Origin of the sequence: Streptomyces sp. SM11, assembly GCF_002910905.1 — a bacterium.
Lineage (GTDB): Bacteria > Actinomycetota > Actinomycetes > Streptomycetales > Streptomycetaceae > Streptomyces.
Genome location: NZ_NEUE01000066.1, coordinates 1 through 21,017, shown reverse-complemented (window position 1 = coordinate 21,017; position 21,017 = coordinate 1). Strand labels below are relative to the sequence as shown.

Sequence of the window (21,017 nt, the reverse complement as noted above, 5' to 3'; positions counted from 1 at the left end):
GGTGGAGGCCGCTGACCAGGTCGGCGGTGGCCCCGACGCCGTCGTGGATGGTCGGCGCCATGCTGGTACCGGCCAGGAAGAAGCCCAGCAAGGCACAGACCAGTGCGTGGGAGACCTTCAGCCCGCCGTTGCGCAGGAAGATCACTGCCAGGATCAGCAGAAGCAGCACCAGTGAGATCGAAATAGCCATGGCCAACCTCCTCCGCCGCGCCGGATTTGCGGCATTCGGCCGCCAGTGTGGCGCAGCGGAGGAGCTGTTCGGCGCACTGGCGTGTCCGCCGAACGGGTACTTCCGGCCCGGGGAGTGTTACGGGGTCGGGGCGCCGTTCCCGCGAGCACGGAGAAACCGTTCGAGTCCGGCCAGGTCGTCGGTGTTGAGGTGGTCGACCCCGGCGGCGAGCAGTTCGGACCAGACGGCTTCACGTTCGGGTCCTGGCAGGTCGGGCGTGGCCCAGAAGCGGATGCGGCGGCCCTCGCGGTGGGCGGCGGCGGTGAGGGCGCGGAGCCGGTCGCGCTCCGCCCGGGGGAAGGGGCCCGCGCCGAGCCAGCCGAAGTTGTGGGTCCAGTTGGCGCTGACGAGTGGGGCGAACGAGGCGGGAGCCGCGGCGCCGAGGTCGTCGAGGCGGCCGTCGTAGAACGCGTACCGGGTGCGCTGCGCCTCCATGGGGACGCGGGCGGCGCGGTCGCCGGAGATCACCGGGGTGACCGCGCCGGGGCGGACGCGACCGTGGCTGTAGCGGGTGAGGATCCGGTGGTGGCGGCGCAGCTGCCGGTCCAGTTCCCGGTAGGCGGCGACGCCGTCGGCCTTGATGTCGATGAGGAGTTGCAGCGGGGCACCGTGGCGCGGGTGGACGCCGCCGCGCCCCGCGCGGACCAGGGCGGCGAGCGGGTCCAGGTAGAGCGAGGCGAGGGTGCGGGTCGGGTCGAGAGTGGCGGGCTCATGGGCGACGAGCAGCTCCCCGCCGACGAGGAAGACATCCGCCTCGACGCTGGTGAAACCATGTGCGAGCGCGTCGTGCAGCGGCCTGGGGTGCAGGTAGTCGTTGTGCGCGTGGGCGTGACGTAAGGGACGCGGGCCGCGCGGGCGGGCGGGTGCGGCGACCGCCGTCGCGGTGGGGACGGCGACGCCCGCGGCGGCGGTGGCCAAAGCGACCGTGAGCGCGCGGCGACGGGTGGGGTGGGCCACGGGGACTCCCTGGGCGGTGGACGGGTGGGGTGGACGGTCGCGTCGAGTATGGGGGCGGATCCTGCCGTCGGTCAGGTACCTGCCAAGCGTTGGCCGGACCGTCGCCGTCGGCAGGCCGGGCCGCACCCGTTGTTCGCCGATCCCCGGGCTGCCCGCCGTTCCCTGTCTGTCGGCCCTTCCCCGTGCGGCCGGCCCTTCCCCCTAGCTGTTCGCAGCCCCCGTGCGCGGAAGGTGCTCAGCCGGCCGCGACGGGCTCGCTTCCGGCGGCCCGCTCGCCCCAGCGGACCGTACGGTCGCACCAGCGCTCCAGCAGCACCCGGTCGTGGCCGACGGCCAGCAGGGCCGCACCGGACTCGGAGCGGTAGCGCTCGACCACGGCGACCAGAGCCGCCGTCGTGGACGCGTCGAGCATCGCGGTCATCTCGTCGCAGATCAGCAGCCGGGGCTCCAGCACCAGGGCCCGTGCCAGGCAGGCCCGCTGGAGCTGGCCGTCGCTCACCGCGTGCGGGCGGCGCTCCAGCAGCTCCGCGGAGAGGCCGACCAGCGCGGCCAGTTCCGCCACCCGCCCGGGGACGTCCCGGCGGCGTCCGGTGGACCGCAGCGGCTGGGCGATCAGTTCCCGCAGGCCGAGCCGGGGGTCGGCGGAGAGCCGGGGCTGCTGGAAGACGACGCCGACGGCCGTGCGCTGCTCGCGCGGGGCCCGGTGCCGCCAGCCCCGTATCACCGTGCCGTCCAGGGTCATGGTTCCGGCGTCCGGGCGGTGCAGGAGGGCGGCGACCTTGGCCAGGGTGGACTTGCCGCAGCCGCTGGGGCCCAGCAGCCCGACTGCCTCGCCCGCCGCGACGTGCAGGGAGACATCGCGGACGACGGGGTCGCGGCGGTCGTATCCGGCGGTGATCCGGGTCAGCTCAAGCATCGGCGGCCTCCTTGAGGGGGTGCGTCCGGCCCGTCAGCGCGTGGTGGCAGGCCAGGTCCGCCTCGAAGGCCGGCTGCTCGCCGGTGCAGCGGGCATCGGCGGACGCGCAACGGGCGGCGAAGGCACAGCCGTCGGGCAGCGCCCCCAGCTCCGGCGGCATGCCGGGGATCGGGGCGAAGTCCCGCTCGGGCAGGGCGTCCAGCAGACCCTTGGCGTACGGGTGGCGGGGGCCGGGTGCGCCGAAGAAGGGGGCGGCGTCGGCGATCTCGACGATCCGGCCGGCGTACATGACGGCGACCCGGTCGGCGATGCGTTCGGCTGCGGCCAGGTCGTGGGTGATGATCAGCAGCGCCCGGCCCTCGTCGGTATGGCGGCGCAGTTCGTCCACCGTCCGCTCGACGAGGTCCCGGTCGAGTCCGGTGGTCGGTTCGTCGGCAAGCAGCAGCAGGGCGTCGCCGATCAGGGCGAGGGCGGTCGCGGCGCGCTGGGCGAGGCCGCCGGAGAGCTCGTGCGGGTAGCGGTCGAGGTGGCCGTCGGGGAACGAGGCGCGGGCCGCCGCCACCACGGCGGCCTTGCGCAGGTCGCTCCCCCGCACCCCGGTCAGCTCGCGCAGGCTCTCCTCCAGCTGGGCCCGGACGGTGCGCACGGGGGTGAGGTGGGCGGCAGGACTCTGCGGTACGAGGCCGATGCGCCGTCCCCGTACCGTGCGGGCGAGGGTGCGCTCGTCGGCGGTGAGCAGGTCCGTGTCCCCGCCGAGCACAGCGCTGCCGGTGGTCGCCGCGTTGGCGGGCAGCAGTCCGAGCAGGGCGGAGGCCAGGACGGACTTGCCGCAGCCGCTCTCGCCGACCAGGGCCAGGCACTCCCCCGGTGCGACGGAGAAGCGGGCGTCGGTGACGGCGGCGATGTCCCGGCCGCCGCGCATCCGGAAGCGGACGGACAGGTTCTGGGCATCGAGGACGGGGGCATCGGCTCCCGAAGCGGTCGGCTCATGAGTGCGGGTCACAGCATCAGCTCCGATTTCCGGCGCGGATTGATCCGGTCGCGCCAGGCTCCGGCGAGCCCCGCGAGCGCGAGGGTCGGGATGATCAGGAAGAGGCCGGGGAAGAGGGTGGGCCACCAGTCCCCGGCGAGCAGCGAACCGCGCGCGGACTGGACGAGGTTGCCGAGGCTCGCCTGATGGGCCGGGAGCCCGAGCCCGAGGAAGGAGAGCGCGGACTCGTGCCACATGGCGTGCGGCACCATCAGCACCGCCGCCAGACCGGCCTGCGGGAGCACGCCGGGCAGCAGGTGCCGCACGATGACCCGGGTGCGGGAGGCGCCGCCGGAGACGGCCGCGTCGATGAAGGGGCGCGAGCGCAGCGAGAGCACCTCGGAGCGGACGATCCGGGCGGTGGAGATCCAGTGCGTCAGGGCGACCGAGATGATCACCGGCCAGACGCCGGGCCGGAACATCGCGACGATGAAGATGCCGAGCAGCAGATGCGGGATGGAGGACAGGGCGTCCACGACGCGCATCACGACCCGGTCCGTCCAGCCGCCGAACGCCCCGGCGAGCGCGCCGATCGCGGTGCCGATGACGGTGGCGGTGAGGGCCGCGACCAGGCCGACGAGCAGTGATACGCGCAGGCCGTAGACACAGCGCAGCAGGAGGTCGCGGCCGACGTCGTCGGTGCCGAACGGGTGCGCCCAGGAGGGCGGGTCCAGCTTGTTGGCCAGGTCGACGGCCTGCTGGTCGAGCTGGGCCAGCGGCGGCACGACGAGGACGGCGAGCGCGACGGTGACGACGATCGTGGCCGAGGTGATGATCCGGACCCGGCGGGTGGTGCGGCCGGGGAGGGCGAGCGTGGTCTCAGCCATCGAAGGCCACCCGGGGGTCGGCGAGTCCGTAGAGGAGGTCGGAGAGCAGGTTGCCGAGCAGGACGGCGGCGGTGGCGAGCACGGTGAGCGCGGCGAGCAGGGAGAAGTCCACCGAGGTGGCGGCCTCGACGGTGGCGGCGGCGATGCCGGGCCAGCTGAAGACCGTCTCGACGAGCAGCGCGCCGGTGATGAGTTCGGGGACGCGGGAGCCGATCAGGGTGAGCATCGGCAGCATCCCGGAGCGCAGGGCGTGGCCGAGGAGGACGGTGCGCTCGCTCAGGCCCCGGGCGCGGGCGCCGCGGACCGGGTCCTCGGCGAGGGCGTCGGCGACACCCTGGCGTACGTACAGGAAGAACCACGGCAGCTGGGAGACGCCGAGGACGGCAGCGGGCAGCACGAGGTGGGAGGCGACCTGGCCGAAGGTGACGGCGTCGCTGGCGGCGTCGGTGAGCCCGCCGGCCGGGAGGACGTCCAGCTTCAGGGCGAAGAACCAGATGGCGAGCAGTCCGAGCCAGAAGGCGGGGGCGGCTTCCAGGGTGTACGCGGCGGAGCTGACGCACCGGTCGAGCCAGCCGCCGGGCCTGCGGGCGGCGAGGACGCCGAGGCCGGTGCCGAGCAGGATCGCGACGAGGAAGGCGGTGGCGGCGAGCAGGACGGACCAGCCCATGCGCTCGGCGATGACGTCGGCGACCGGCTGGCGCATGACGCTGGAGTCCCCGAGATCGCCCTGGAACGCGGAGGTCAGCCAGTCCCACCAGCGGGCGACGAGCGGCTGGTCGACGCCGAGGTTGGCCCGCAGCTGGTCGAGGTTCTCCTGCGATGCGGTGAGCCCGGCGGTGCCCGCGTAGGCCTTGACCGGGTCGAAGGGGGACGCCGCGGCGACGGCGAAGACGCCGAAGGTGACGACGCCGAGGACGGGGACGGCGAACAGGACCCGCCGTCCCGCCATCCGCGCCATCGGCCCCCAGGGGAGGCGGTGGCTCACTTCTTCGAGCCTCCGGCGCCCTCGGTCGACCACTTCTCGACGTTCCACCAGGGGCCGGAGGCCAGCCCGTGGTCGTGCGGCTCGACCTGGGTGGTGAGGGGGCCGAAGCGGTCGTCGACGACGTAGAGGTGGTCGATGTGGGTGAGGAAGGTGTAGCCCGGGTTCTTCACCAGTTCACGCTGGACGGTGTCGTACGCCTTCTTGCGCTCGGCCTTGTCACCGCTCCTGCGGCCCGCTTCGATCGCGGCGTCGACAGCCTTGTTGTCGTACCAGGCCATGTTGTTGAAGCCGTCGCCCGCGAGGGAGGACTTCAGCAGGGTGTACTGGTCGAAGTCGGGGTCGGCGGGCGAGCCGCCGCCCGCGAGCACGGCGTCGTGCTTCATCCGGGGTTCGATGACCTCCCAGGTACCGGCCTCGGCGGTGATGGCGATGCCGGCTTTCTTGGCGTCGGAGGCGTAGGCGAGGGCGTGCTCCTGGCGGAGCTTGTCGCCGGTGAGGTACCAGAGCGGGAAGGCGGCACGCACGCCGTCCTTGACCCGGACGCCGTCCTTGCCGGGCTTCCATCCGGCCTCGTCCAGGATCTTCTTCGCGGCGGCGAGGTCATGGGGGCGCTCGGTGCCCTGCGCGAACCACTCGCTGTCGGTGGGGACGGGCCCGTAGGCGGGCTTGCCGTCGCCGTTGAGGATGGCGTCGACCATGGTGGCGCGGTCGACCGCCACATCGAGGGCGCGGCGTACGGCGGTGTCTCCGGCGACCTTGTTGTGGGTCGGGAGGGTCACCGTGCGGTAGTCGTACGTGGTGGCGGCGTACGTCTTCTTGCTCCGGTCGTCCGCGAAGCCCTTGGCGAGATTGGGCGGCAGGATCGCGCCGTCGAGGTCGCCGGAGCGCAGCCTGGTGGCGCGCACGTCGTCGTCCTTGATGATCGCCATGGTGAACTTCTTCACCTCCGGTTCGCCGCCCCAGTAGTGAGGGTTGGCGGTGAAGCTGAGCTTCTCGCCCCTGGACCACTTGGTGAGGACGTAGGGGCCGGTGCCGATGGGGCGGGTGGTGAAGTCCCCGGTGTTGACGTCCTGCTTGCCCGCGATGTGCTCGGGGGCGATGGGCAGGACGGTCCGCTGGGCGAACGGCGCGTAGGGGTACTTGAGGGTGAAGACGACCGTGTCCTCGCCCTTCGCCGTGACGTCCCCGACGGCGTCCAGCTCGGTGCGGGAGGCGTTGTTGGTCTTCTCGTCGAGGATGGTGCGGTAGGTGAAGACGACGTCCTTGGCGCCGAACGCCTTGCCGTCGCTGAACTTCACGTCCTGGCGCAGCTTGTACGTGTACGTCAGGCCGTCGTCGCTGACCTCGGGGAGTTCGGCGGCGAGGGCGGGGCGGAGCTTCATGTCCGCGTCCAGGGTGAGCAGCCCGTCGAAGATCTTGGAGTTGCCGTCCTTGCCGTAGCCGAGCAGCGGACTCAGGCTGTCGGGCTCATAGGCGATGCCGACCACGGCCGAGGTGGACCCCGGCCCGGATCCGCCCTGGGCGCTGTCCGGATTCGAGCAGGCTGCCGAGGTCAGGGACAGGGCGGTCACCAGCGTGGCGGCGACCGCCACCCGTATCGATCGGGCCGTCATACTCTGCACATCCCTGTTCAAGATCGACTGTTATTACGAACCGTGTGCAATTAAACAGCATGTGTTCCACTGCACCACTGCGACGAGATTCCCCTCGTGACGTGAGGTCGCCGACAGCAGGGGTGTCGGTCGTGACGGCGGAGAGCGTCGGAACTTCGGGCGGAGTTCCGTGAGAGGGCGGTACACGTCGTGACGAGACCGGGGAACCGGTCCCCGAGGTCGCGGGGGACCTGGGGATCAACAAGCGGCGCGGCCGTCAGCCCACCGGGCGCGACCTGATCACCGACGCCGATCGGAACGGGGGATCCACCCTGCCTCCCGCACTCCTCGACCGCGTCGCGTCGTCCCAAGGCCGCGCCGACGAGGAACGCACGATCCTCGGTCAATGGCCAAGGGCTGCTCGAGCTCCCGGCGATGATCCACGGAGTTCGACAATTACCCGCTATCGGATGGACGCCCACGCATCGCGCATGGGTCCAAGGGAAGCTCTTCACTCCGTGCACAGCATCATCGTGGTGCCGCCGGGCTGCAGTGGGCCCGCCGGCCAGCTCAGGATCGCCCCGGGGCAGAGCCTCGCCTTCGGGCGGGCGGCGGAAAACGACCTCGTCATCGCGCACCCCGGTGTGTCACGGACCGCCGGGACGATCACCGCACACCACTCGTTCCGGATCCTGAGCAACGACAGCAGCAGCCAGACGTACGTCGTGGAGAACCCGGAAGGAGCCGGCGAGCACGTCAAGATCGCCCCCGGCCGCCAGGACTCCCCGATCCCCTTCGAGTTCGCCCGAGTGGTCCTGCCGGCCGCCCACGACCTGCTCGGCTTCGAGGTCTGGGCACCGAGCCACAGCTACCGGCGCCGCGCCGTCGGTGACGGCCCGGCCACAGCCCCGGCATTCGCCCCGGACCGTACGAAGCGCTACTTCGCCGTACTGACCGCCCTGTGCGAGCCCCGGCTGCGGGGTGCCCCGCACGCCCCGCTGCCCACGGTCGACGAGCTGTCGAGCGGCTGCGCCCCACCTGGCCCGCCGCCAACCCGTCCTCCGTCTACTGGAACGTGGACTACCTGGCCGTCAAACTCCGCCTCCGTCCCGAACCGGACACCGCCGGGACGGGCCGGCGCCTCAGCGGTAAGAAGGAGTCCCTGGCCTCGCTCGCGCTGCGCTTCGACCTGGTCTGCGAAAACGATCTGATTGTTCTCGCAGCCCCCACCGGCAGCGAGGTGGCGCTGTGACGGGACACGAGGGGGCGTCGCACGTCGTCCCCGTGCCCAAGGGCTACCGGGTCGGCCGCTGGGAGATCCGGCGGCCGATCGCGTCCGGCGCTTTCGCCACGGTCTACGCGGCCCGTATCCTCACGCCCGCCGACGGGCTTCCGACCTGGGCAGCGCTGAAGTTCTGGCGACCGGCACCCGCACACCACGCCAGGTGCACCATCTGCGCGACCTGGCCGAGAGGGAGGTCGCACTCCTCAGCCGCCTGCGGGCGCCCCGCCTCATCCGTATGCTCGAGACGCTCACCGTCGACGACCCGGACAACCCGGAACTCGACGGTGCCACCGTTCTCGAACTGGAACAGGCAGAGGACTGCCTCAGCACCGTCCTGGACCGCACCCCGCGCCCCGCCTCCGGCTCTCTCGTCCTCGCCCAGGTCTGCGAGGGCCTGCACCAGCTCCACCAGGCGGGTTGGGTTCACGCCGACCTCAGGCCGGCGAACGTCCTGTTGATGGAGGACGGCACGGCCCGCCTCGCTGACTTCAGCACCTGTGCGGAACTCGAGGGCACCCACGCATACTCCCCGGCCTTCGCCACCCGCGACTACACCCCGCCGGAACTCCTCTGGCCCGAGACCAGCGCCCGCGGGACTCTGATCCGGCCCACCGCCGACATCTGGGCCTTCGGTGTCCTGGCCCATCTCGTCCTCACCGGCACCCACCCCCTGCCCGGCGCCACCCCCGATGCCCGCTGCGACGCGGCGGCCCGCTACGCGCAGGGCACGCAGGAGCTGCGCTTGTCGCCCGAACTTCCCGAACCCTGGCGGGACATCGTCTACGACTGCCTGGCCCGCACCCACGAGGAGCGGGCCACCGCACACGATACGGAGGCCCTCCTGCCGCGGGTGGAACAGGCCGCGGGCGGGGCGGGTCCGGTACGCAGGCGCCGCCGCCGCGCGGGCTCACGGCGCCGCCGCCCCGTGCTGGCCGGGGTTCTCGCGAGCACTCTCCTGGCGACAGCGTGCACGACGGCCGCCGGGTACGCGTACGTGAACCATGAGGACGGAACACCCGTGTACGCGGCGCTACCCGCGGCCTCGAAGGCCCCGAACGCCCTGGACGGGCAGGCCGCCTACGGCTACCACCGTTGCCCCGAGGACTCTGTCTGCTTCTTCAGCGAACACAACGGCAACGGCGAGATGTGCGATTGGCAGGACGAAGACACCGACTGGCTGACGGGCGAGGCGAACTGCGCGTGGGCCGGAAGCCAACCGGTCCGCTCCGTCTACAACAACATCGCGGCCGCGCGGCGCCTGAAGGGCGTGGCCTACTTCCGCGGCCTCGACTTCCGCCCCGCCGACGCCGACCGCAGCCGCACCGTCCAGCGCACCGGCTGCACCTCCATCAACAGCATGGGCAACCTCGCCGGCACCTACGCCCCACGATCCCACCGACTGATCTCCGACTGCTCCTCCTTCACGGCCGCCATCGACACCCTCACCCGCTGGTGAACAGCTACAAGGCCCCGCAAGGGCTGCACTGCCAAGGGCAAGAAGGGCAACCTGGCCGGCACCTACAAGCTCCGCTCCCACAAGTGGGCCACCAAGTGCTGAGCCTGACGTAGCGTCTGGGGCCCCTCGGTACGGTACCGGCGGGGCCCCTGGTCGTTCGGCGCCGCGGATCTGACCGTGGCACTGCCGAGGCCAGAGCAGAACCCGCCTCCAGCGCCTGCCGCCGTCGCCGTCGGTTTCGGGCGACTCGGCGGTCCTACGGCGCCGGCAGCTCCACCAGCTCCGCGACGGACTGACGATAGCTGCCCGCCGAGCCGCACGCGATCGAGTCGGCCTTCGCCCGCTTCAGGTACAGGTGCGCGGGGTGTTCCCAGGTCATCCCGATCCCGCCGTGCAGCTGGACGCACTCCTCGGCGGCGTGGACCGCGACGCCCGAGCAGTGCACCTGAGCCACCGCGACGGCGAGCGGGGCGTCGGTGCTGCCGGTGGCGAGCGCGTCGGCGGCGTTGCGGGCGGCGGCGCGGGCCGAGACGATCTCCAGCCAGAGCTGCGCCATCCGGTGCTTGAGCGACTGGAACGACCCCACGGGACGGTTGAACTGGTGGCGTTCGCGGGTGTACCGGACGGTCTCGGCAAGGCACCACTCGGCGATCCCGAGCTGCTCGGAGGCGAGCAGTCCGGCTCCGGCGAGCAGTCCGCGCCGTACGGCGCGGGCGCTCGTGTCCGCGTCGGCGAGCAGGGTTCCGGCCGCCCCGGTCAGGGTGACGGCAGCCAGGGGCCGGGTCAGGTCGAGCGGGACGAGGGGCCGCACGGCGACACCGGGGTCCGCGGCCTCGACGGCGTACAGGCCCTCGAGGGTCGGCACCAGTAGGACGTCGGCGACCACCGCGTCGGCGACGCCGCGTACCGTCCCGCCCGGCGGAACGAGTGCCGCCGCCCCGGCGGGCTGAGTCGCGAAGGACACGGCGAGCACGGCCGTACGAGCGCCCGAGGCCAGGTCGCGCAGGAGCGCGGCGGACGGGCCGTCCTGCCCGCCCAGCGCGAGCAGCGTCTCGGTCGCCACGACGGAGCTGGTCAGGTACGGGGCGGGGGCGACGCTGCGGCCCAGCTCCTCCAGGACGACGGCGGCCTCGCGGTGGGACGCGCCCTGGCCGCCGAGCTTCTCCGGTACGAGGAGTCCGGCGGCGCCGATGCCGCCGGCGAGCGATGCCCACAGCTCCGGGTCGTACGGCGTGTCGGACTCGGTCGCGGCGATCACCGTCGGCGCGTCGGCCCGGTCGGCGAGGAGGGCGCGCACGGCGGAGCGCAGGTCCTCCTCGTCCTGCGAGTAGAGCAGGTCGGGGGTGGCGGGGGGCTGGGCGGGCACGGTCATCGGCTCAGGTCCTTCCAGGCGACGGCCTTGTCGTTGCGGGGTTCGGAGGGCAGGCCGAGGACGCGCTCGGCCACGATGTTCAGCAGGACCTCGCTGGTGCCGCCCTCGATGGAGTTGCCCTTGGAGCGCAGGTAGCGGTAGCCGGCGTCCCGCCCGGTGAAGTCGACCAACTCCGGACGGCTCATGGTCCAGTCGCCGTACAACAGACCCTCGTCGCCGAGCAGTTCGACTTCCAGGCCGCTGATCTCCTGGTTGAGCCGGGCGAAGGCGAGCTTCATGCCCGAGCCCTCGGGCCCCGGCTGTCCGGCGGCGAGCTGCTGGCGCAGCCGCTCGCCGGCCAGCCGGGCGACCTCGGCCTCCACCCAGAGGGTCAGGAGGCGCTGGTGGGTGTCGGGGGTGCGCAGTTCGGGGCGTTCGCGCCAGGTCCGCGAGACCGGGCCGATCATGCCGCCCTCACGGGGGATGCGGGAGCCGCCGATGGAGACGCGCTCGTTCATCAGGGTGGTCTGGGCGACCTTCCAGCCCTCGCCGACGGGACCGAGGCGGTGGCTGTCGGGGATGCGTACGCCGGTGAGGAAGACCTCGTTGAACTCGGCCTCGCCGGTGATCTGGCGCAGTGGCCGGACCTCGACGCCCGGGTCGGTCATGTCGCAGATGAAGTAGCTGATGCCCTGGTGCTTGGGCAGGTCCGGGTCGGTGCGGGCGATGAGGATCGCCCAGCGGGCCAGGTGGGCGCTGGACGTCCAGACCTTCTGGCCGTCGACGATCCAGTCGCCTGTCCCGTCCTGGACGGCCCGGGTGGCCAGGGCCGCGAGGTCGGATCCGGCGCCGGGTTCGCTGAACAGCTGGCACCAGACCTCCTCCCCCACCCACAGCGGCCGCAGGAAGCGCCGCTTCTGCTCGTCGGTGCCGAAGCCGAGGACGGTGGGCGCGGCCATGCCCAGGCCGATGCCGATGCGGCGCGGGTCGTTGTCGGGCGCGTCGGCGGCGGCGAGTTCGGCCTCGGCGACCTGCTGGAGGGAGCGGGGCGCGTCGAGTCCACCGAGGCCCACCGGATAGTGGACCCAGGCGAGGCCGGCGTCGAAGCGTGCCTTCAGGAAGTCGGTGCGGTCGGTGGTGGCGGGCGGGTGTGCCACGAGCAGCTCGCGGGTGCGGCGGCGGACCTCGGCGGCTTCGACTGCGGGGCTCATCGGGCGCCTCCGGGCAGGACGACGATGCGGCCGGTGCTGGTGCCGTCGGCGACGCGCTGGACGGCGTCGGCCGCTTGGGCCATCGCGACACGCTCACTGACCAGGGGTTTGACGATGCCCTGTTCGGCGAGCGCGGTCAGCTCGTCGTGGCAGGCGCGGATGGCCGCCGGGTCCTTGGTGTTGTAGAGGCCCCAGTGCAGCCCGACGACGGAGTAGTTCTTCACCAGGGCGTGGTTGAGGCCCGGGGTGGGGATGACTCCGCTGGCGAAGCCGACGACGAGGATGCGCCCCTCGAAGGCGACGCACTTGACGGACTTGGCGTACGCGTCGCCGCCGACCGGGTCGTAGACGACGTCCGCGCCGCGCCCGCCGGTGGCTTCCTTCACCGCGGCGACGATGTCCTCGCTCCGCCGGTCGATGACCAGGTCGCAGCCGAGCTCCTGGGCGACGGCCGCCTTCTCCGGGCCGCCGACGACGCCGATGACCTTCGCGCCCGCGGCCCTGCCGAGCTGGACGGCCGCGCTGCCGACACCGCCGGCCGCCGCGTGGACGAGGAGGGTCTCGCCGGGCTGGAGGCGGGCACGGCGGTGCAGGCCGAACCAGCCGGTCTGGTAGCCGATGTGCAGAGCAGCCGCTTCGGCGTCGTCCAGGGCGTCGGGGGCGGGCAGCAGGGCCGCCTCGTCCGCGACCACGTGGCCGGCGAAGCCGCCGTGGGGCAGGGCGGGGGTGGCGAGGACCCGCCGCCCGTCCTCGGTGGTGCCGCACACCTCGACCCCCGGGGTGAACGGCAGCGGTGGCCGTACCTGGTACTGCCCCCGGCAGAGCAGGGCGTCCGGGAAGTTGATGTTCGCCGCGCGGACCTCGACGAGCACCTGCCCGTCGCCGGGCGTGGGCCGGTCCGCCTCCTCCAGCCGCATCACCTCGCCCGGCTCGCCGTTCCGGTGTACTCGCCATGCCTGCATGAGGGGCCTCCACAACGCTGTCGGCATCAACCGCTGCCGCGGTCGGCATTACCACTGCTGCGCCGCATACTAAGCGGTCGCTTGCCTATCTGGGAACACCCTCGCGCCATGCCCGCACCTGGCCCCTGGGCTTCAGCCGCGCTTCGGCTTCGCCCTCACGTGCATCCGCTCGCCCTGCGGGCCGAACAGGCTGATGAACTCCACCGTCTCGTCCTCGGCCGGGCCGAACCAGTGCGGCAGCCGGGTGTCGAACTCGGCGGCCTCTCCCGGTTCCAGCACCAGATCGTGTTCGGCCAGCAGCAGCCGCAGCTTCCCGGAGAGCACGAACAGCCACTCGTACCCCTCGTGGGTGCGCTGTTCCGGCGGGCCGCCGCTGCCGGGCTCCTGGATCAGTTTGTACGCCTGGAGGCCGCCCGGCCGGGCGGTCAGCGGCAGCATGGTGCGGCCGTGCCGCACGATCGGCTTGGCCCGCACCCGGGGGTCGCCGACCGGCGCCGCGCCCACCAGGTCGTCGAGGGGCACCTCGTGGGCGCGGGCGATCGGCAGTATCAGTTCGAGGCTGGGGCGACGGCCGCCGGACTCCAGCCGGGAGAGCGTGGAGAGGGATATGCCGGTGGCTGCCGAGAGGGCGGCGAGGGTGACCCCCCGGTCCTTGCGCAGCCGGCGCAGGCGGGGGCCGACCCCGGAGAGGACTGTTTCCAGTTCCGGGTCGTCCCGGTCGTGTTCCTTCATGCGGCCATTGCAGAATCGGCAAGCCCATTTGTCAATACGGTCGGGACGGTCGGGACACGGAGCCCGGGGCTGCCGCCGGGGCTCAGTGGGCGAAGACCTCGAAGGTGACCGCGGGCCGGCCGCCGAACTGCTCGGCCGCCTCCTTCGCCATGCCCTCCAGGAAGGTCCGGCAGTACCGCTCCGGATCCTCCTGGGTCAGCGCCTCGATGTACGTGCGGTGTTCCAGCAGCGACCGGACTGAGCGTTCGAGGCCGGCCGTCGCGTCGACCGCGTGGGTGGGCCGGTCGGTACCCGCCACCGCGGTCCAGCGCACCCCGTCCCACGGCCGGAGTCCCCGCTCGCCGAGTTCCGGGAAGATCCAGCGGTTGCCCGCGTCGGCGACGGCGTCCAGCGCGGCGCGCCCGACCGCGCGGTGGTCGGGGGTGTTCCAGGCGACCCCGCCCCAGGTGTCCCGGTGGTTGAGGGTGACCACCAGCTCGGGGCGGTGACGGCGGATGGCCGCGGCGATGTCGCGCCGCAGCCCGATGCCGTATTCGATCACCCCGTCGCGGTGGTCCAGGAACTCCACGGTCCGCACGCCGACGACGGCTGCGCTCGCCCGCTGCTCCCGCTCGCGCACCGGGGCGCACTCCTCGGGCGGCAGGGTGTCGATCCCGGCCTCGCCGCGGCTGGCGAGGAGGTAGACGACCTCGCGGCCGCCGTCGGTCCACTCGGCCACGGCGGCGGCCGCCCCGTACTCCAGGTCGTCGGGGTGGGCGACCACGGCCAGGGCGCGCTGCCAGTCGACGGGCATGGGTTCGAGTCGCTGCGGCGTCATATCGGCAGGCTACCCATGTACGGCCGTACGGACAGGCCGTCCAGGCACACGGGGCACTCGGGAACACGTCGGACGTCTGGCCCGGGTGAGGGGCCCGACCGGCCGGAGGCCGATGGCGGTGCCGGGCGTGCGACGCTGGAGTCCGGCGACCACCGCGAACACGGCCGACCCGGCCAGTCCGGGTCGGGTGGGAAGGCTCTTCTCCCACCCGCCGCCCCGGCGAACGAAAGGAAAACCGCCCGTGCCCAGCCCCGCATCCCTCTCCCCCGCCCAGGCCGCTGCCCGTCTGGAGGAGTTCACCGTCGTCGACGTGCGGGCTCCGGGCGAGTACGCCGCCGGGCATGTCCCCGGCGCCCTGAACATCCCGCTCGACAAGCTGCCGGACGCGCTGCCGGCGCTCAAGTCCGCCTCCGCGCGCGGTTCGCTGCTGGTGGTGTGCGCTTCCGGGGTCCGGTCCACTCGGGCCTGCGAGATCCTCGCGGGCGCGGACATCGAGGCCGTGACGCTGACCGGCGGCACCTCGGCGTGGGAGGGTGACGGCCGGGGCCTCGACCGCCCCGAGGGCGCCCGCACCACGTGGCCCATGGAACGTCAGGTGCGGCTCGCGGCAGGGTCCCTGGTGGTGGCGGGACTGGTGGCGGGCATCCGCTTCCCGGCGGCGCGCTGGCTGTCCGCGGGCATCGGCACGGGCCTGGTGTACTCGGCGGTCAGCAACACCTGCGGGATGGCCGCGGTCCTCTCGAAGCTGCCGTACAACCGGGCCCCGCGGGCCGCCGGTGACCTGGGCGCCACGCTGGAGGAGCTCCAGCGCTGATCAGGCGGGGCCGGCCGGTCCGCGACCGGCCGGCCCCGGGGCGGGCGCACAGGCCCGCCCGGTCAGGCCTCTTCGCGCACCAGCGCCAGCAGCCGGTCCAGGACGCGGGGCCCGCCCGCGCGCAAGCCGTCGTGCTCGTACTCGTTCGTCACCCAGGTCCGCAGCCCCCGGATCGCCGCCGCCGTGCGCAGCGAGTCCTCGGTGTCGACGTACATGTCGTCGTGGTAGACGGCCGCCGCGACCGGGACCTCGTTGACGGCGAGCCGCTCGGGGTCGTACAGCACGGGCCAGTCGGTGCGCTGTGCGAGCAGTTCGGCGGTCTCGCGCAGCGGGCGCAGCGCCGGGTCGACCTCGAAGTGCCAGGGGTGGACGGTCTCGCCGGTGAAGAGGACCGGGCCGTCGCCCGCCAGCGCCGTCGCCGCGTCGAACCGCGGGAACTCGGCCCGTACGCGGTCGGCGGCCCAGGCCGTGGCGCGCTCGCCCTGCCCGTAGATGGCCTCGTGCAGCAGGGCGTACAGCGGGTGTCCGGCATAGGAGGCGGCGGTGCGCATCGCTTCCTGGAAGGTGTCGGAGAGTTCGGTGCCGTGCGGGGTGTGGACGAAGGCGTTCTCCAGCAGGTAGTGGAGCTGGTGGCTGCCGCTGCCGGAGCCGAGCATGATGCCGAGCGACTGGAAGCCCTCGGGTGTCAGCCGGTGTCCGGCGCTCTCGGGCCGGTGCTCGGCGAGGTGGGCGGCGATGGCGCGGGCGCGCTCGACGTCCTGGGGGTAGCGGGCGTAGTGGGCGGCGGCCTTCCGCTCGATCCGCGGGTACGCGGCCCGGTAGACGTCGTCCGCGTGCGCGTCCAGCGAGGGCAGTCCGCCGGTGATCAGGACCGCCCGCAGCCCTTCCGGGGCGGCGGAGAGATAACGGACGGCGCAGAAGCCTCCGAAGGACTGGCCCAGGACCGTCCAGGGTGCTCCGCCGGTGAGCTGCGGCCGGATCAGTTCGCAGTCGCGGACGATGGAGTCGGAGCGGAAGTGCGCGAGGTAGCCGGCCTGTTCGCGCGGGCCGCCGCGCAGCGGGAGGGTCTGCCGGTTGGCCGGGGTGGACAGTCCGGTTCCGCGCTGGTCGAGGAGGAGCACCCGGTAGTCGCGCAGGGCACGCCCGAACCAGGCTTCCGTGCCGACGAGGCGGCGCGCGCCGAAGCCGGGGCCGCCCTCCAGGTAGACCAGCCAGGGCAGTTCCTCACCGGCCCGGGAGGTGGCGACCGCTTCCCGGCCGTAGACCTCGATCTGCTCGCCGCCGGGGTCGCTGTGGTCGAGGGGCACGGTGAAGCGCCGGTCGGTGAGGACGACACCGGGCTGCCGGTAACTGCTCACGGGGAACTCCTGAATCCGGGGTGCGGGCTGATCCGGGCGAAAGGGCCAGTTCAGCACATGCCCTCCCCCGCGAACGGCCGAGGGGCCGTGCCCCGGACGGTCCCGGCCCGTGTACGTCGCGGCCGGGTCACTCCTACCGTGCAGACATGATCCGGTTCGAAGAGGTCGGCAAGGTCTATCCGGACGGGACGACGGCGGTCGACGGGCTGTCCTTCGAGGTGGCGGAGGGCGAGCTGGTGACCCTGGTGGGGCCCTCCGGCTGCGGCAGGACGACCACGATGATGATGTGAACCGGCTGATCGAGCCGACCTCGGGCCGGATCCTGGTCGACGGCGAGGACATCGCCGGGATCGATCCGGTGAAGCTGCGCCGCCGGATCGGCTATGTGATCCAGCAGGTGGGCCTCTTCCCGCACCGCACGGTCCTGGACAACACCGCGACCGTACCGGCGCTGGTCGGCTGGAAGCGCGCGCGGGCCCGGGAGCGGGCGGCGGAGCTGCTGGACCTGGTGGGCCTGGACCCGAAGACGTATGGCTCGCGCTATCCGGCGCAGCTCTCCGGCGGCCAGCGCCAGCGGGTGGGCGTGGCGCGGGCGCTCGCGGCGGATCCGCCGGTGCTGCTGATGGACGAGCCGTTCGGGGCGGTGGACCCGGTGGTGCGGGAGCGGCTGCAGAACGAGTTCCTGGCCCTGCAGCAGCGGGTGCGCAAGACGGTCCTCCTGGTGACGCACGACATGGAGGAAGCGGTGCGGATGGGCGACCGGATCGCGGTGTACGGGGAGGGGCGCATCGAGCAGTTCGACACCCCGGCCGCCGTACTCGGCACCCCGGCGACGCCGTATGTGGCCCGGTTCGTGGGCTCCGACCGGGGGCTGAAGCGGCTGTCGGTCACCGCGATCGAGCCGGAGGACCTGGAGGAGCCGCCGGTGGCCCTGCTGGAGGAGCCCGCCCGGGAGGCGGCCGCCCGGCTGGTGGCGGCGGGGGCCCGGTGGGCGGTGGTGCTGAACGGCGGGGGCGAGCTGCACGGCTGGGTGTCGGCGGAAGCGCTGCGGCCGGCCGGGGAAGTCGACGCACTGCGGCACGGCGTACGGGCGGGACTGCGTCCGGTCCGTGAGGAGGCGCGGGCGTGACGGGGAGCGCGACCGGGGCGGACACCCGGACGAAGCTCCTGGAGGGCACGCTGCGCACGCTCGCCGACCAGGGCATCGCGAAGGCCTCGGCCCGCGCGGTGGCGGCTTCGGCCGGGGTCAACCAGGCGCTGGTCTTCTACCACTTCGGCTCGGTCGACGAGCTGCTGGCGGCGGCCTGCCGGCACGGGGCCGAGCAGCGGGTGGCCCGCCACCGCGAGCGGCTCGCCGCCGTCACCACCCTCGCCGAGCTGGTGCGGTGCGGGCGCGAGCTGCACGAGGAGGAACGGACCGGCGGCCATGTCGCCTTCCTCGCCCAGTTGCTCGCGGGGGCCCGGACCCAGCCCCGGCTGGCGCCCGCGACCGCGGCCGGCCTCGACCTGTGGACCGCCGAGATCGAGAAGGTACTGGTCCGGGTCCTGGCGGACTCGCCGCTGGGCGAGTTCGCCGATCCGGTGGGCCTCGCCCGTGCCGTGGCCGGGTCGTTCGTGGGCCTGGAGATGTACGAGGGCGTCGATCCGGACGGGGCCGTGCGGGCGTTCGAGGCGCTGGAGCAGCTCGCCGAGCTGGCGGGCGTGCTGGACGAGCTCGGCCCGGTCGCCCAACGCGCGGTGCGCCACCGCCTGCGGCGTACGGGGAAGGCGTAGCTGCGGCCCGCGGGGCGGCCGGACCGTCGCCGGAGCGCGGTGCGGCGGGAGCCGCGCGTACGGTGAAGAGACGGGACAGTGCACGTGTACGCCCCGGACGGACGGCAGGTACCCGCGATGGCCGGTGAGATCTCCTTCTTCGAGCTCGGCGTGGAGGACCCCGACCGGGCGCGCGTCTTCTACGGCGAACTGTTCGGCTGGACCTTCGAGCCGGGCCCCTCGGGCGGCGGGTTCGCGATCACGGCCCCCCGGGACACCGGGCGGGGTGCACGGTGGCGACCCCGGCACCGTGCCGTACGTGTTCTTCCGGGTCGACGACCTGGGCGCCGCCCTGGCGAAGGTCCGTGAGCTGGGCGGCACGGTGGACGAGGCGGACCTGGTGGAGGACGACGAGTCGGCCGCCCGGTTCGGGCGCTTCCGGCTCTGCCATGACGACCAGGGCTCCTCGTTCGGCCTGCACCAGCCGCCGACCACCGCGTAGCGCTTGAAGCGTGCGAGTACCGGCACTCGTACGCGTACAGCGCGAGCAGGAGCTTTCGGCACACTTTCGGACGCGGGAACAGGATCGGAAGCGAAAGCTGAACGACCTGGGCCACGCGAGCAACCCTCCATGCCCGGCTGCCGCCTTGATCCATGACAGGACGGTTCGCCGCGTACGACCAGCGGCGGCCGGCCCCCCATGATCCGGGCCTGCGCGACCGGCCGCCTATACCCCTCATGTATACACGGAGGGGATAGTGGCCCCGGCCGCGGGCCCGGCACCGCGCGGAAGGCACCCATGCAGGCCAAGGCACTGGCGCCCGAGTACCAGGGAGCTCTCACCAAGATGTCGGTGAACGCCTCCCTCACCGACGTACTGGCCGAGGGAGTACGCCACCTGAGGGAGGCCGAGCTCTCCGGATCGCAGGAGGAGGTGGCGCGTTCGGGCCTCGCCGTGGCCGAGGCGCACCGCAGGCTCGGGCAGGTGGCGGAGGCCGACCGGGCCTGGAAGGCCAGCTACCGGGCCGCGCGGGCGGCCGGGAACACCGGGGCGATGGCCTGGGCGCTGTGGAGCGGCGGCACGCTGGCGCGGCAACGCGGGGCGCTGCGGCTCGCGTTCCGGCTGCTCGGCCTCGCCGCCGAGCTGGGGAAGCAGGGCGGCGACGTGGTCGCCCGCGGCTACTCACTGGCCGGGCTCGCCGAGACCGGACGGATCCAGGGCGACTACGCCACCGTCGCGACGCTGCACGAACAGCTGCTGGCCGAGGCCCGCGTCCGCGGAGAGGCCCGGCACACCGTCTGGGCACTGGAGGGCATCGCGCAGATCCACCGCAACACCGGTTCGCTGGACACCGCACTGGAGATGTTCGAGGAGGCGGCCGTCCTGGCGGGCGACGCGGACGACCGACGGGGCCGGGCCTGGGCACTGCGCGGCATCGCCGACATCGTTTCCCTCCGGGACGGGGCGACCGGGCACGCACTCGATCTGCTCTCCGAGGCCGAGGTCACCTGCCGCGAGATGAAGCTCTCCAGCGCCCTGGCGTACAACCACGAGATGCGGGCCAACGTACTGTTCCGCGCCGGGCGGTACGAGGAGGCCCGCACGGTCTACGAGCAGGCGCTCGGCGAGTTCCGCGCGATGGACGAGCCGCGGGGCGAGGCGCTGTCCTCGCTCGGCCTGGTCAAGGCGCGGGCCAGGCTCGGCCGGGACCGCGACGCCACCGCCACCGAGCTCGACGAACTGCGTGGCAGGCTCAGCCGGATCGGGCTGCTCAACGCCCGCGAGATGGTCGAGAAGGCGTACGCCGAACTCGGCGTGGCACCGGCCGTGGCGGGCGGGAGGGACGACCGCCGATGACGCTCTCCACGACCCGCCGGGCGAGTGCGCCGCAGATACTGGACCGGTGCCGCGAGCTCGTGCGCCCGGCCCTGGTGGATTCGGTGCGGCGGCTGCACCCCTGGCACGCGGAGACGGCGGCCTTTACGCTGGGCTGGAACGGGACCGGCGGCGAACCGGTGCCCGGGTCGCAGGGCAAGGGGGTCCGCCAGGCGCTCGCGGTGCTCGGCGCGGAGGCCGCGGGCGGCAGCGGGTCGGACGCGGTGCTCGGCGCGGTCGCCGTCGAGCTGATCCACACCTTCTCCCTGATCCACGACGACATCATGGACGGCGACGAGACCCGTCGCCGTCGGCCGACGCTCTGGAAGGCGTACGGCACCGGTCCGGCGGTCCTCGCGGGGGACGCCCTGTTCGCGCTGGCCGTCTCCACACTGGCGGAGGCTCCGGGCCCGGGTGGCCCCGCGGCGGTGCGGCAGCTGGCGGGCGCGCTGGGCGATCTGGTGCGCGGTCAGGCGCAGGACCTGCTCTTCGAGTCCCGGCCGTGGACCGGGCCCGGGGCGGTCCTGCCGCACGAGTACCGGTCGATGGCGGCCCTCAAGGCGGGCTCCCTGCTCGGTTGCGCGGCCGCCCTGGGCGCGGTGCTGGCGGGTGCTCCGGCGGGCACCGTCGAGGCGCTGGACCTGGCGGGGCGGCATGTGGGGGTGGCGTTCCAGGCAGTGGACGACCTGCTCGGGATCTGGGGCGATCCGCAGGTGACCGGCAAGCCGGTGCACAGCGATCTGCGGCGGCTCAAGAAGACCTGCCCGGTGCTCGCGGCCCTGTCCGCCGACCACCCGGCCGCCCGGCGCCTGGAGGCGCTGCTCGCCTCCGCCGGACCGCTCGACGACCGGGCGGCGCACCGTGCGG

General features: G+C 73.2%; 19 protein-coding genes and 3 pseudogenes. 9 read left to right on the top strand and 13 right to left on the bottom strand.

The genetic code is table 11. The features are described 5' to 3' along the window. From B9S58_RS04075 to B9S58_RS04045, 7 genes are all read right to left on the bottom strand, one after another. Window positions 1–190 (bottom strand): hypothetical protein (locus tag B9S58_RS04075; protein WP_103530770.1); only part of this gene is annotated, 190 nt, incomplete at its 3' end. A 117-nt stretch (window positions 191–307) separates the two neighbouring features. Next, window positions 308–1,186: a phosphatidylinositol-specific phospholipase C/glycerophosphodiester phosphodiesterase family protein gene (locus tag B9S58_RS04070; RefSeq protein WP_103530769.1), complete on the bottom strand. Its 879-nt coding sequence runs from the start codon at window positions 1,184–1,186 to the stop codon at window positions 308–310. A gap of 235 nt (window positions 1,187–1,421) precedes the next feature. Beyond that, a complete protein-coding gene (locus B9S58_RS04065) occupies window positions 1,422–2,102 on the bottom strand; it encodes an ABC transporter ATP-binding protein (RefSeq protein ID WP_103530768.1) in 681 nt (226 codons plus the stop codon). Then, the gene (locus tag B9S58_RS04060) at window positions 2,095–3,024 is read right to left on the bottom strand and encodes an ABC transporter ATP-binding protein (protein ID WP_308457889.1); all 930 of its coding nucleotides are present in this window, start codon (window positions 3,022–3,024) and stop codon (window positions 2,095–2,097) included. Before B9S58_RS04060 ends, B9S58_RS04065 begins: the two co-directional genes overlap by 8 nt. A 77-nt stretch (window positions 3,025–3,101) precedes the next feature. Then, entirely contained in the window at window positions 3,102–3,959 is an 858-nt protein-coding gene (locus tag B9S58_RS04055; RefSeq protein ID WP_103530766.1) for an ABC transporter permease, read from the bottom strand. Continuing rightward, window positions 3,952–4,917 (bottom strand): ABC transporter permease, encoded by a 966-nt coding sequence (locus tag B9S58_RS04050; RefSeq protein WP_103530765.1) that lies wholly within the window; start codon window positions 4,915–4,917, stop codon window positions 3,952–3,954. The genes B9S58_RS04055 and B9S58_RS04050 overlap by 8 nt, the downstream gene beginning before the upstream one ends. Before the next feature lie 23 nt (window positions 4,918–4,940). After that, window positions 4,941–6,557 (bottom strand): ABC transporter substrate-binding protein, encoded by a 1,617-nt coding sequence (locus B9S58_RS04045; protein WP_103530764.1) that lies wholly within the window; start codon window positions 6,555–6,557, stop codon window positions 4,941–4,943. A 497-nt stretch (window positions 6,558–7,054) separates the two neighbouring features. Between B9S58_RS04045 and B9S58_RS04040 the strand changes: the two are divergent. Both B9S58_RS04040 and B9S58_RS04035 read left to right on the top strand, forming a co-directional pair. Next, window positions 7,055–7,788: pseudogene (locus tag B9S58_RS04040) on the top strand (FHA domain-containing protein). Next, window positions 7,785–9,277, top strand: a pseudogene (locus tag B9S58_RS04035) (protein kinase). Before B9S58_RS04040 ends, B9S58_RS04035 begins: the two co-directional pseudogenes overlap by 4 nt. A gap of 256 nt (window positions 9,278–9,533) precedes the next feature. On the opposite strand, the gene B9S58_RS04030 reads toward B9S58_RS04035, so the two are convergent. The 5 genes from B9S58_RS04030 to B9S58_RS04010 form a co-directional block, all read right to left on the bottom strand. Next, window positions 9,534–10,649 carry an acyl-CoA dehydrogenase family protein gene (locus B9S58_RS04030; RefSeq protein WP_103530763.1) on the bottom strand — a complete coding sequence of 372 codons (1,116 nt, stop codon included), beginning with the start codon at window positions 10,647–10,649 and terminating at the stop codon, window positions 9,534–9,536. Then, on the bottom strand, window positions 10,646–11,839 hold the full coding sequence (locus B9S58_RS04025) for an acyl-CoA dehydrogenase family protein (RefSeq protein WP_103530762.1): 1,194 nt from the start codon (window positions 11,837–11,839) through the stop codon (window positions 10,646–10,648). The genes B9S58_RS04030 and B9S58_RS04025 overlap by 4 nt, the downstream gene beginning before the upstream one ends. After that, window positions 11,836–12,801 carry an NADPH:quinone oxidoreductase family protein gene (locus B9S58_RS04020; protein ID WP_103530761.1) on the bottom strand — a complete coding sequence of 322 codons (966 nt, stop codon included), beginning with the start codon at window positions 12,799–12,801 and terminating at the stop codon, window positions 11,836–11,838. Before B9S58_RS04020 ends, B9S58_RS04025 begins: the two co-directional genes overlap by 4 nt. A gap of 132 nt (window positions 12,802–12,933) precedes the next feature. Beyond that, window positions 12,934–13,533: a helix-turn-helix domain-containing protein gene (locus B9S58_RS04015; protein ID WP_103530760.1), complete on the bottom strand. Its 600-nt coding sequence runs from the start codon at window positions 13,531–13,533 to the stop codon at window positions 12,934–12,936. A gap of 82 nt (window positions 13,534–13,615) precedes the next feature. Continuing rightward, entirely contained in the window at window positions 13,616–14,350 is a 735-nt protein-coding gene (locus B9S58_RS04010) for a PIG-L deacetylase family protein (RefSeq protein WP_103530759.1), read from the bottom strand. A gap of 241 nt (window positions 14,351–14,591) precedes the next feature. On the opposite strand from B9S58_RS04010, the gene B9S58_RS04005 reads away from it, so the two are divergent. After that, window positions 14,592–15,164 (top strand): rhodanese-like domain-containing protein, encoded by a 573-nt coding sequence (locus B9S58_RS04005; RefSeq protein WP_103530758.1) that lies wholly within the window; start codon window positions 14,592–14,594, stop codon window positions 15,162–15,164. Window positions 15,165–15,226: 62 nt separating this feature from the next. Here the strand turns inward: B9S58_RS04005 and B9S58_RS04000 are convergent, their stop codons facing one another. Beyond that, entirely contained in the window at window positions 15,227–16,522 is a 1,296-nt protein-coding gene (locus tag B9S58_RS04000; protein ID WP_103530757.1) for an alpha/beta fold hydrolase, read from the bottom strand. 146 nt (window positions 16,523–16,668) lie between these two features. Here B9S58_RS04000 and B9S58_RS03995 point away from each other — a divergent pair. The 6 genes and pseudogenes from B9S58_RS03995 to B9S58_RS03975 form a co-directional block, all read left to right on the top strand. Continuing rightward, window positions 16,669–17,585, top strand: a pseudogene (locus B9S58_RS03995) (ABC transporter ATP-binding protein); the annotation flags it as partial. A 62-nt stretch (window positions 17,586–17,647) separates the two neighbouring features. Continuing rightward, on the top strand, window positions 17,648–18,295 hold the full coding sequence (locus B9S58_RS03990; protein ID WP_103530756.1) for a TetR/AcrR family transcriptional regulator: 648 nt from the start codon (window positions 17,648–17,650) through the stop codon (window positions 18,293–18,295). Window positions 18,296–18,412: 117 nt separating this feature from the next. After that, complete coding sequence (locus B9S58_RS40140; protein ID WP_374935653.1) at window positions 18,413–18,643, top strand: VOC family protein; 231 nt, start codon at window positions 18,413–18,415, stop codon at window positions 18,641–18,643. After that, window positions 18,561–18,776 carry a hypothetical protein gene (locus B9S58_RS38715; RefSeq protein ID WP_258044181.1) on the top strand — a complete coding sequence of 72 codons (216 nt, stop codon included), beginning with the start codon at window positions 18,561–18,563 and terminating at the stop codon, window positions 18,774–18,776. The genes B9S58_RS40140 and B9S58_RS38715 overlap by 83 nt, the downstream gene beginning before the upstream one ends. A gap of 297 nt (window positions 18,777–19,073) precedes the next feature. Continuing rightward, a complete protein-coding gene (locus tag B9S58_RS03980) occupies window positions 19,074–20,132 on the top strand; it encodes a tetratricopeptide repeat protein (RefSeq protein ID WP_103530755.1) in 1,059 nt (352 codons plus the stop codon). Then, on the top strand, window positions 20,129–21,017 hold an 889-nt coding region (locus B9S58_RS03975; protein ID WP_103530754.1), incomplete at its 3' end, for a polyprenyl synthetase family protein. The genes B9S58_RS03980 and B9S58_RS03975, both read left to right, overlap by 4 nt.

Coding starts and splice junctions, on each gene's coding strand:
- B9S58_RS04030 (WP_103530763.1), bottom strand. CDS start 10,649: ATGACCGTGCCCGCCCAGCCCCCCGCCACCCCCGACCTGCTCTACTCG.
- B9S58_RS04010 (WP_103530759.1), bottom strand. CDS start 14,350: ATGACGCCGCAGCGACTCGAACCCATGCCCGTCGACTGGCAGCGCGCC.
- B9S58_RS04065 (WP_103530768.1), bottom strand. CDS start 2,102: ATGCTTGAGCTGACCCGGATCACCGCCGGATACGACCGCCGCGACCCC.
- B9S58_RS04050 (WP_103530765.1), bottom strand. CDS start 4,917: ATGGCGCGGATGGCGGGACGGCGGGTCCTGTTCGCCGTCCCCGTCCTC.
- B9S58_RS04055 (WP_103530766.1), bottom strand. CDS start 3,959: ATGGCTGAGACCACGCTCGCCCTCCCCGGCCGCACCACCCGCCGGGTC.
- B9S58_RS04015 (WP_103530760.1), bottom strand. CDS start 13,533: ATGAAGGAACACGACCGGGACGACCCGGAACTGGAAACAGTCCTCTCC.
- B9S58_RS04025 (WP_103530762.1), bottom strand. CDS start 11,839: ATGAGCCCCGCAGTCGAAGCCGCCGAGGTCCGCCGCCGCACCCGCGAG.
- B9S58_RS04060 (WP_308457889.1), bottom strand. CDS start 3,024: ATGCGCGGCGGCCGGGACATCGCCGCCGTCACCGACGCCCGCTTCTCC.
- B9S58_RS04020 (WP_103530761.1), bottom strand. CDS start 12,801: ATGCAGGCATGGCGAGTACACCGGAACGGCGAGCCGGGCGAGGTGATG.
- B9S58_RS40140 (WP_374935653.1), top strand. CDS start 18,413: ATGGCCGGTGAGATCTCCTTCTTCGAGCTCGGCGTGGAGGACCCCGAC.
- B9S58_RS04045 (WP_103530764.1), bottom strand. CDS start 6,557: ATGACGGCCCGATCGATACGGGTGGCGGTCGCCGCCACGCTGGTGACC.
- B9S58_RS03980 (WP_103530755.1), top strand. CDS start 19,074: ATGCAGGCCAAGGCACTGGCGCCCGAGTACCAGGGAGCTCTCACCAAG.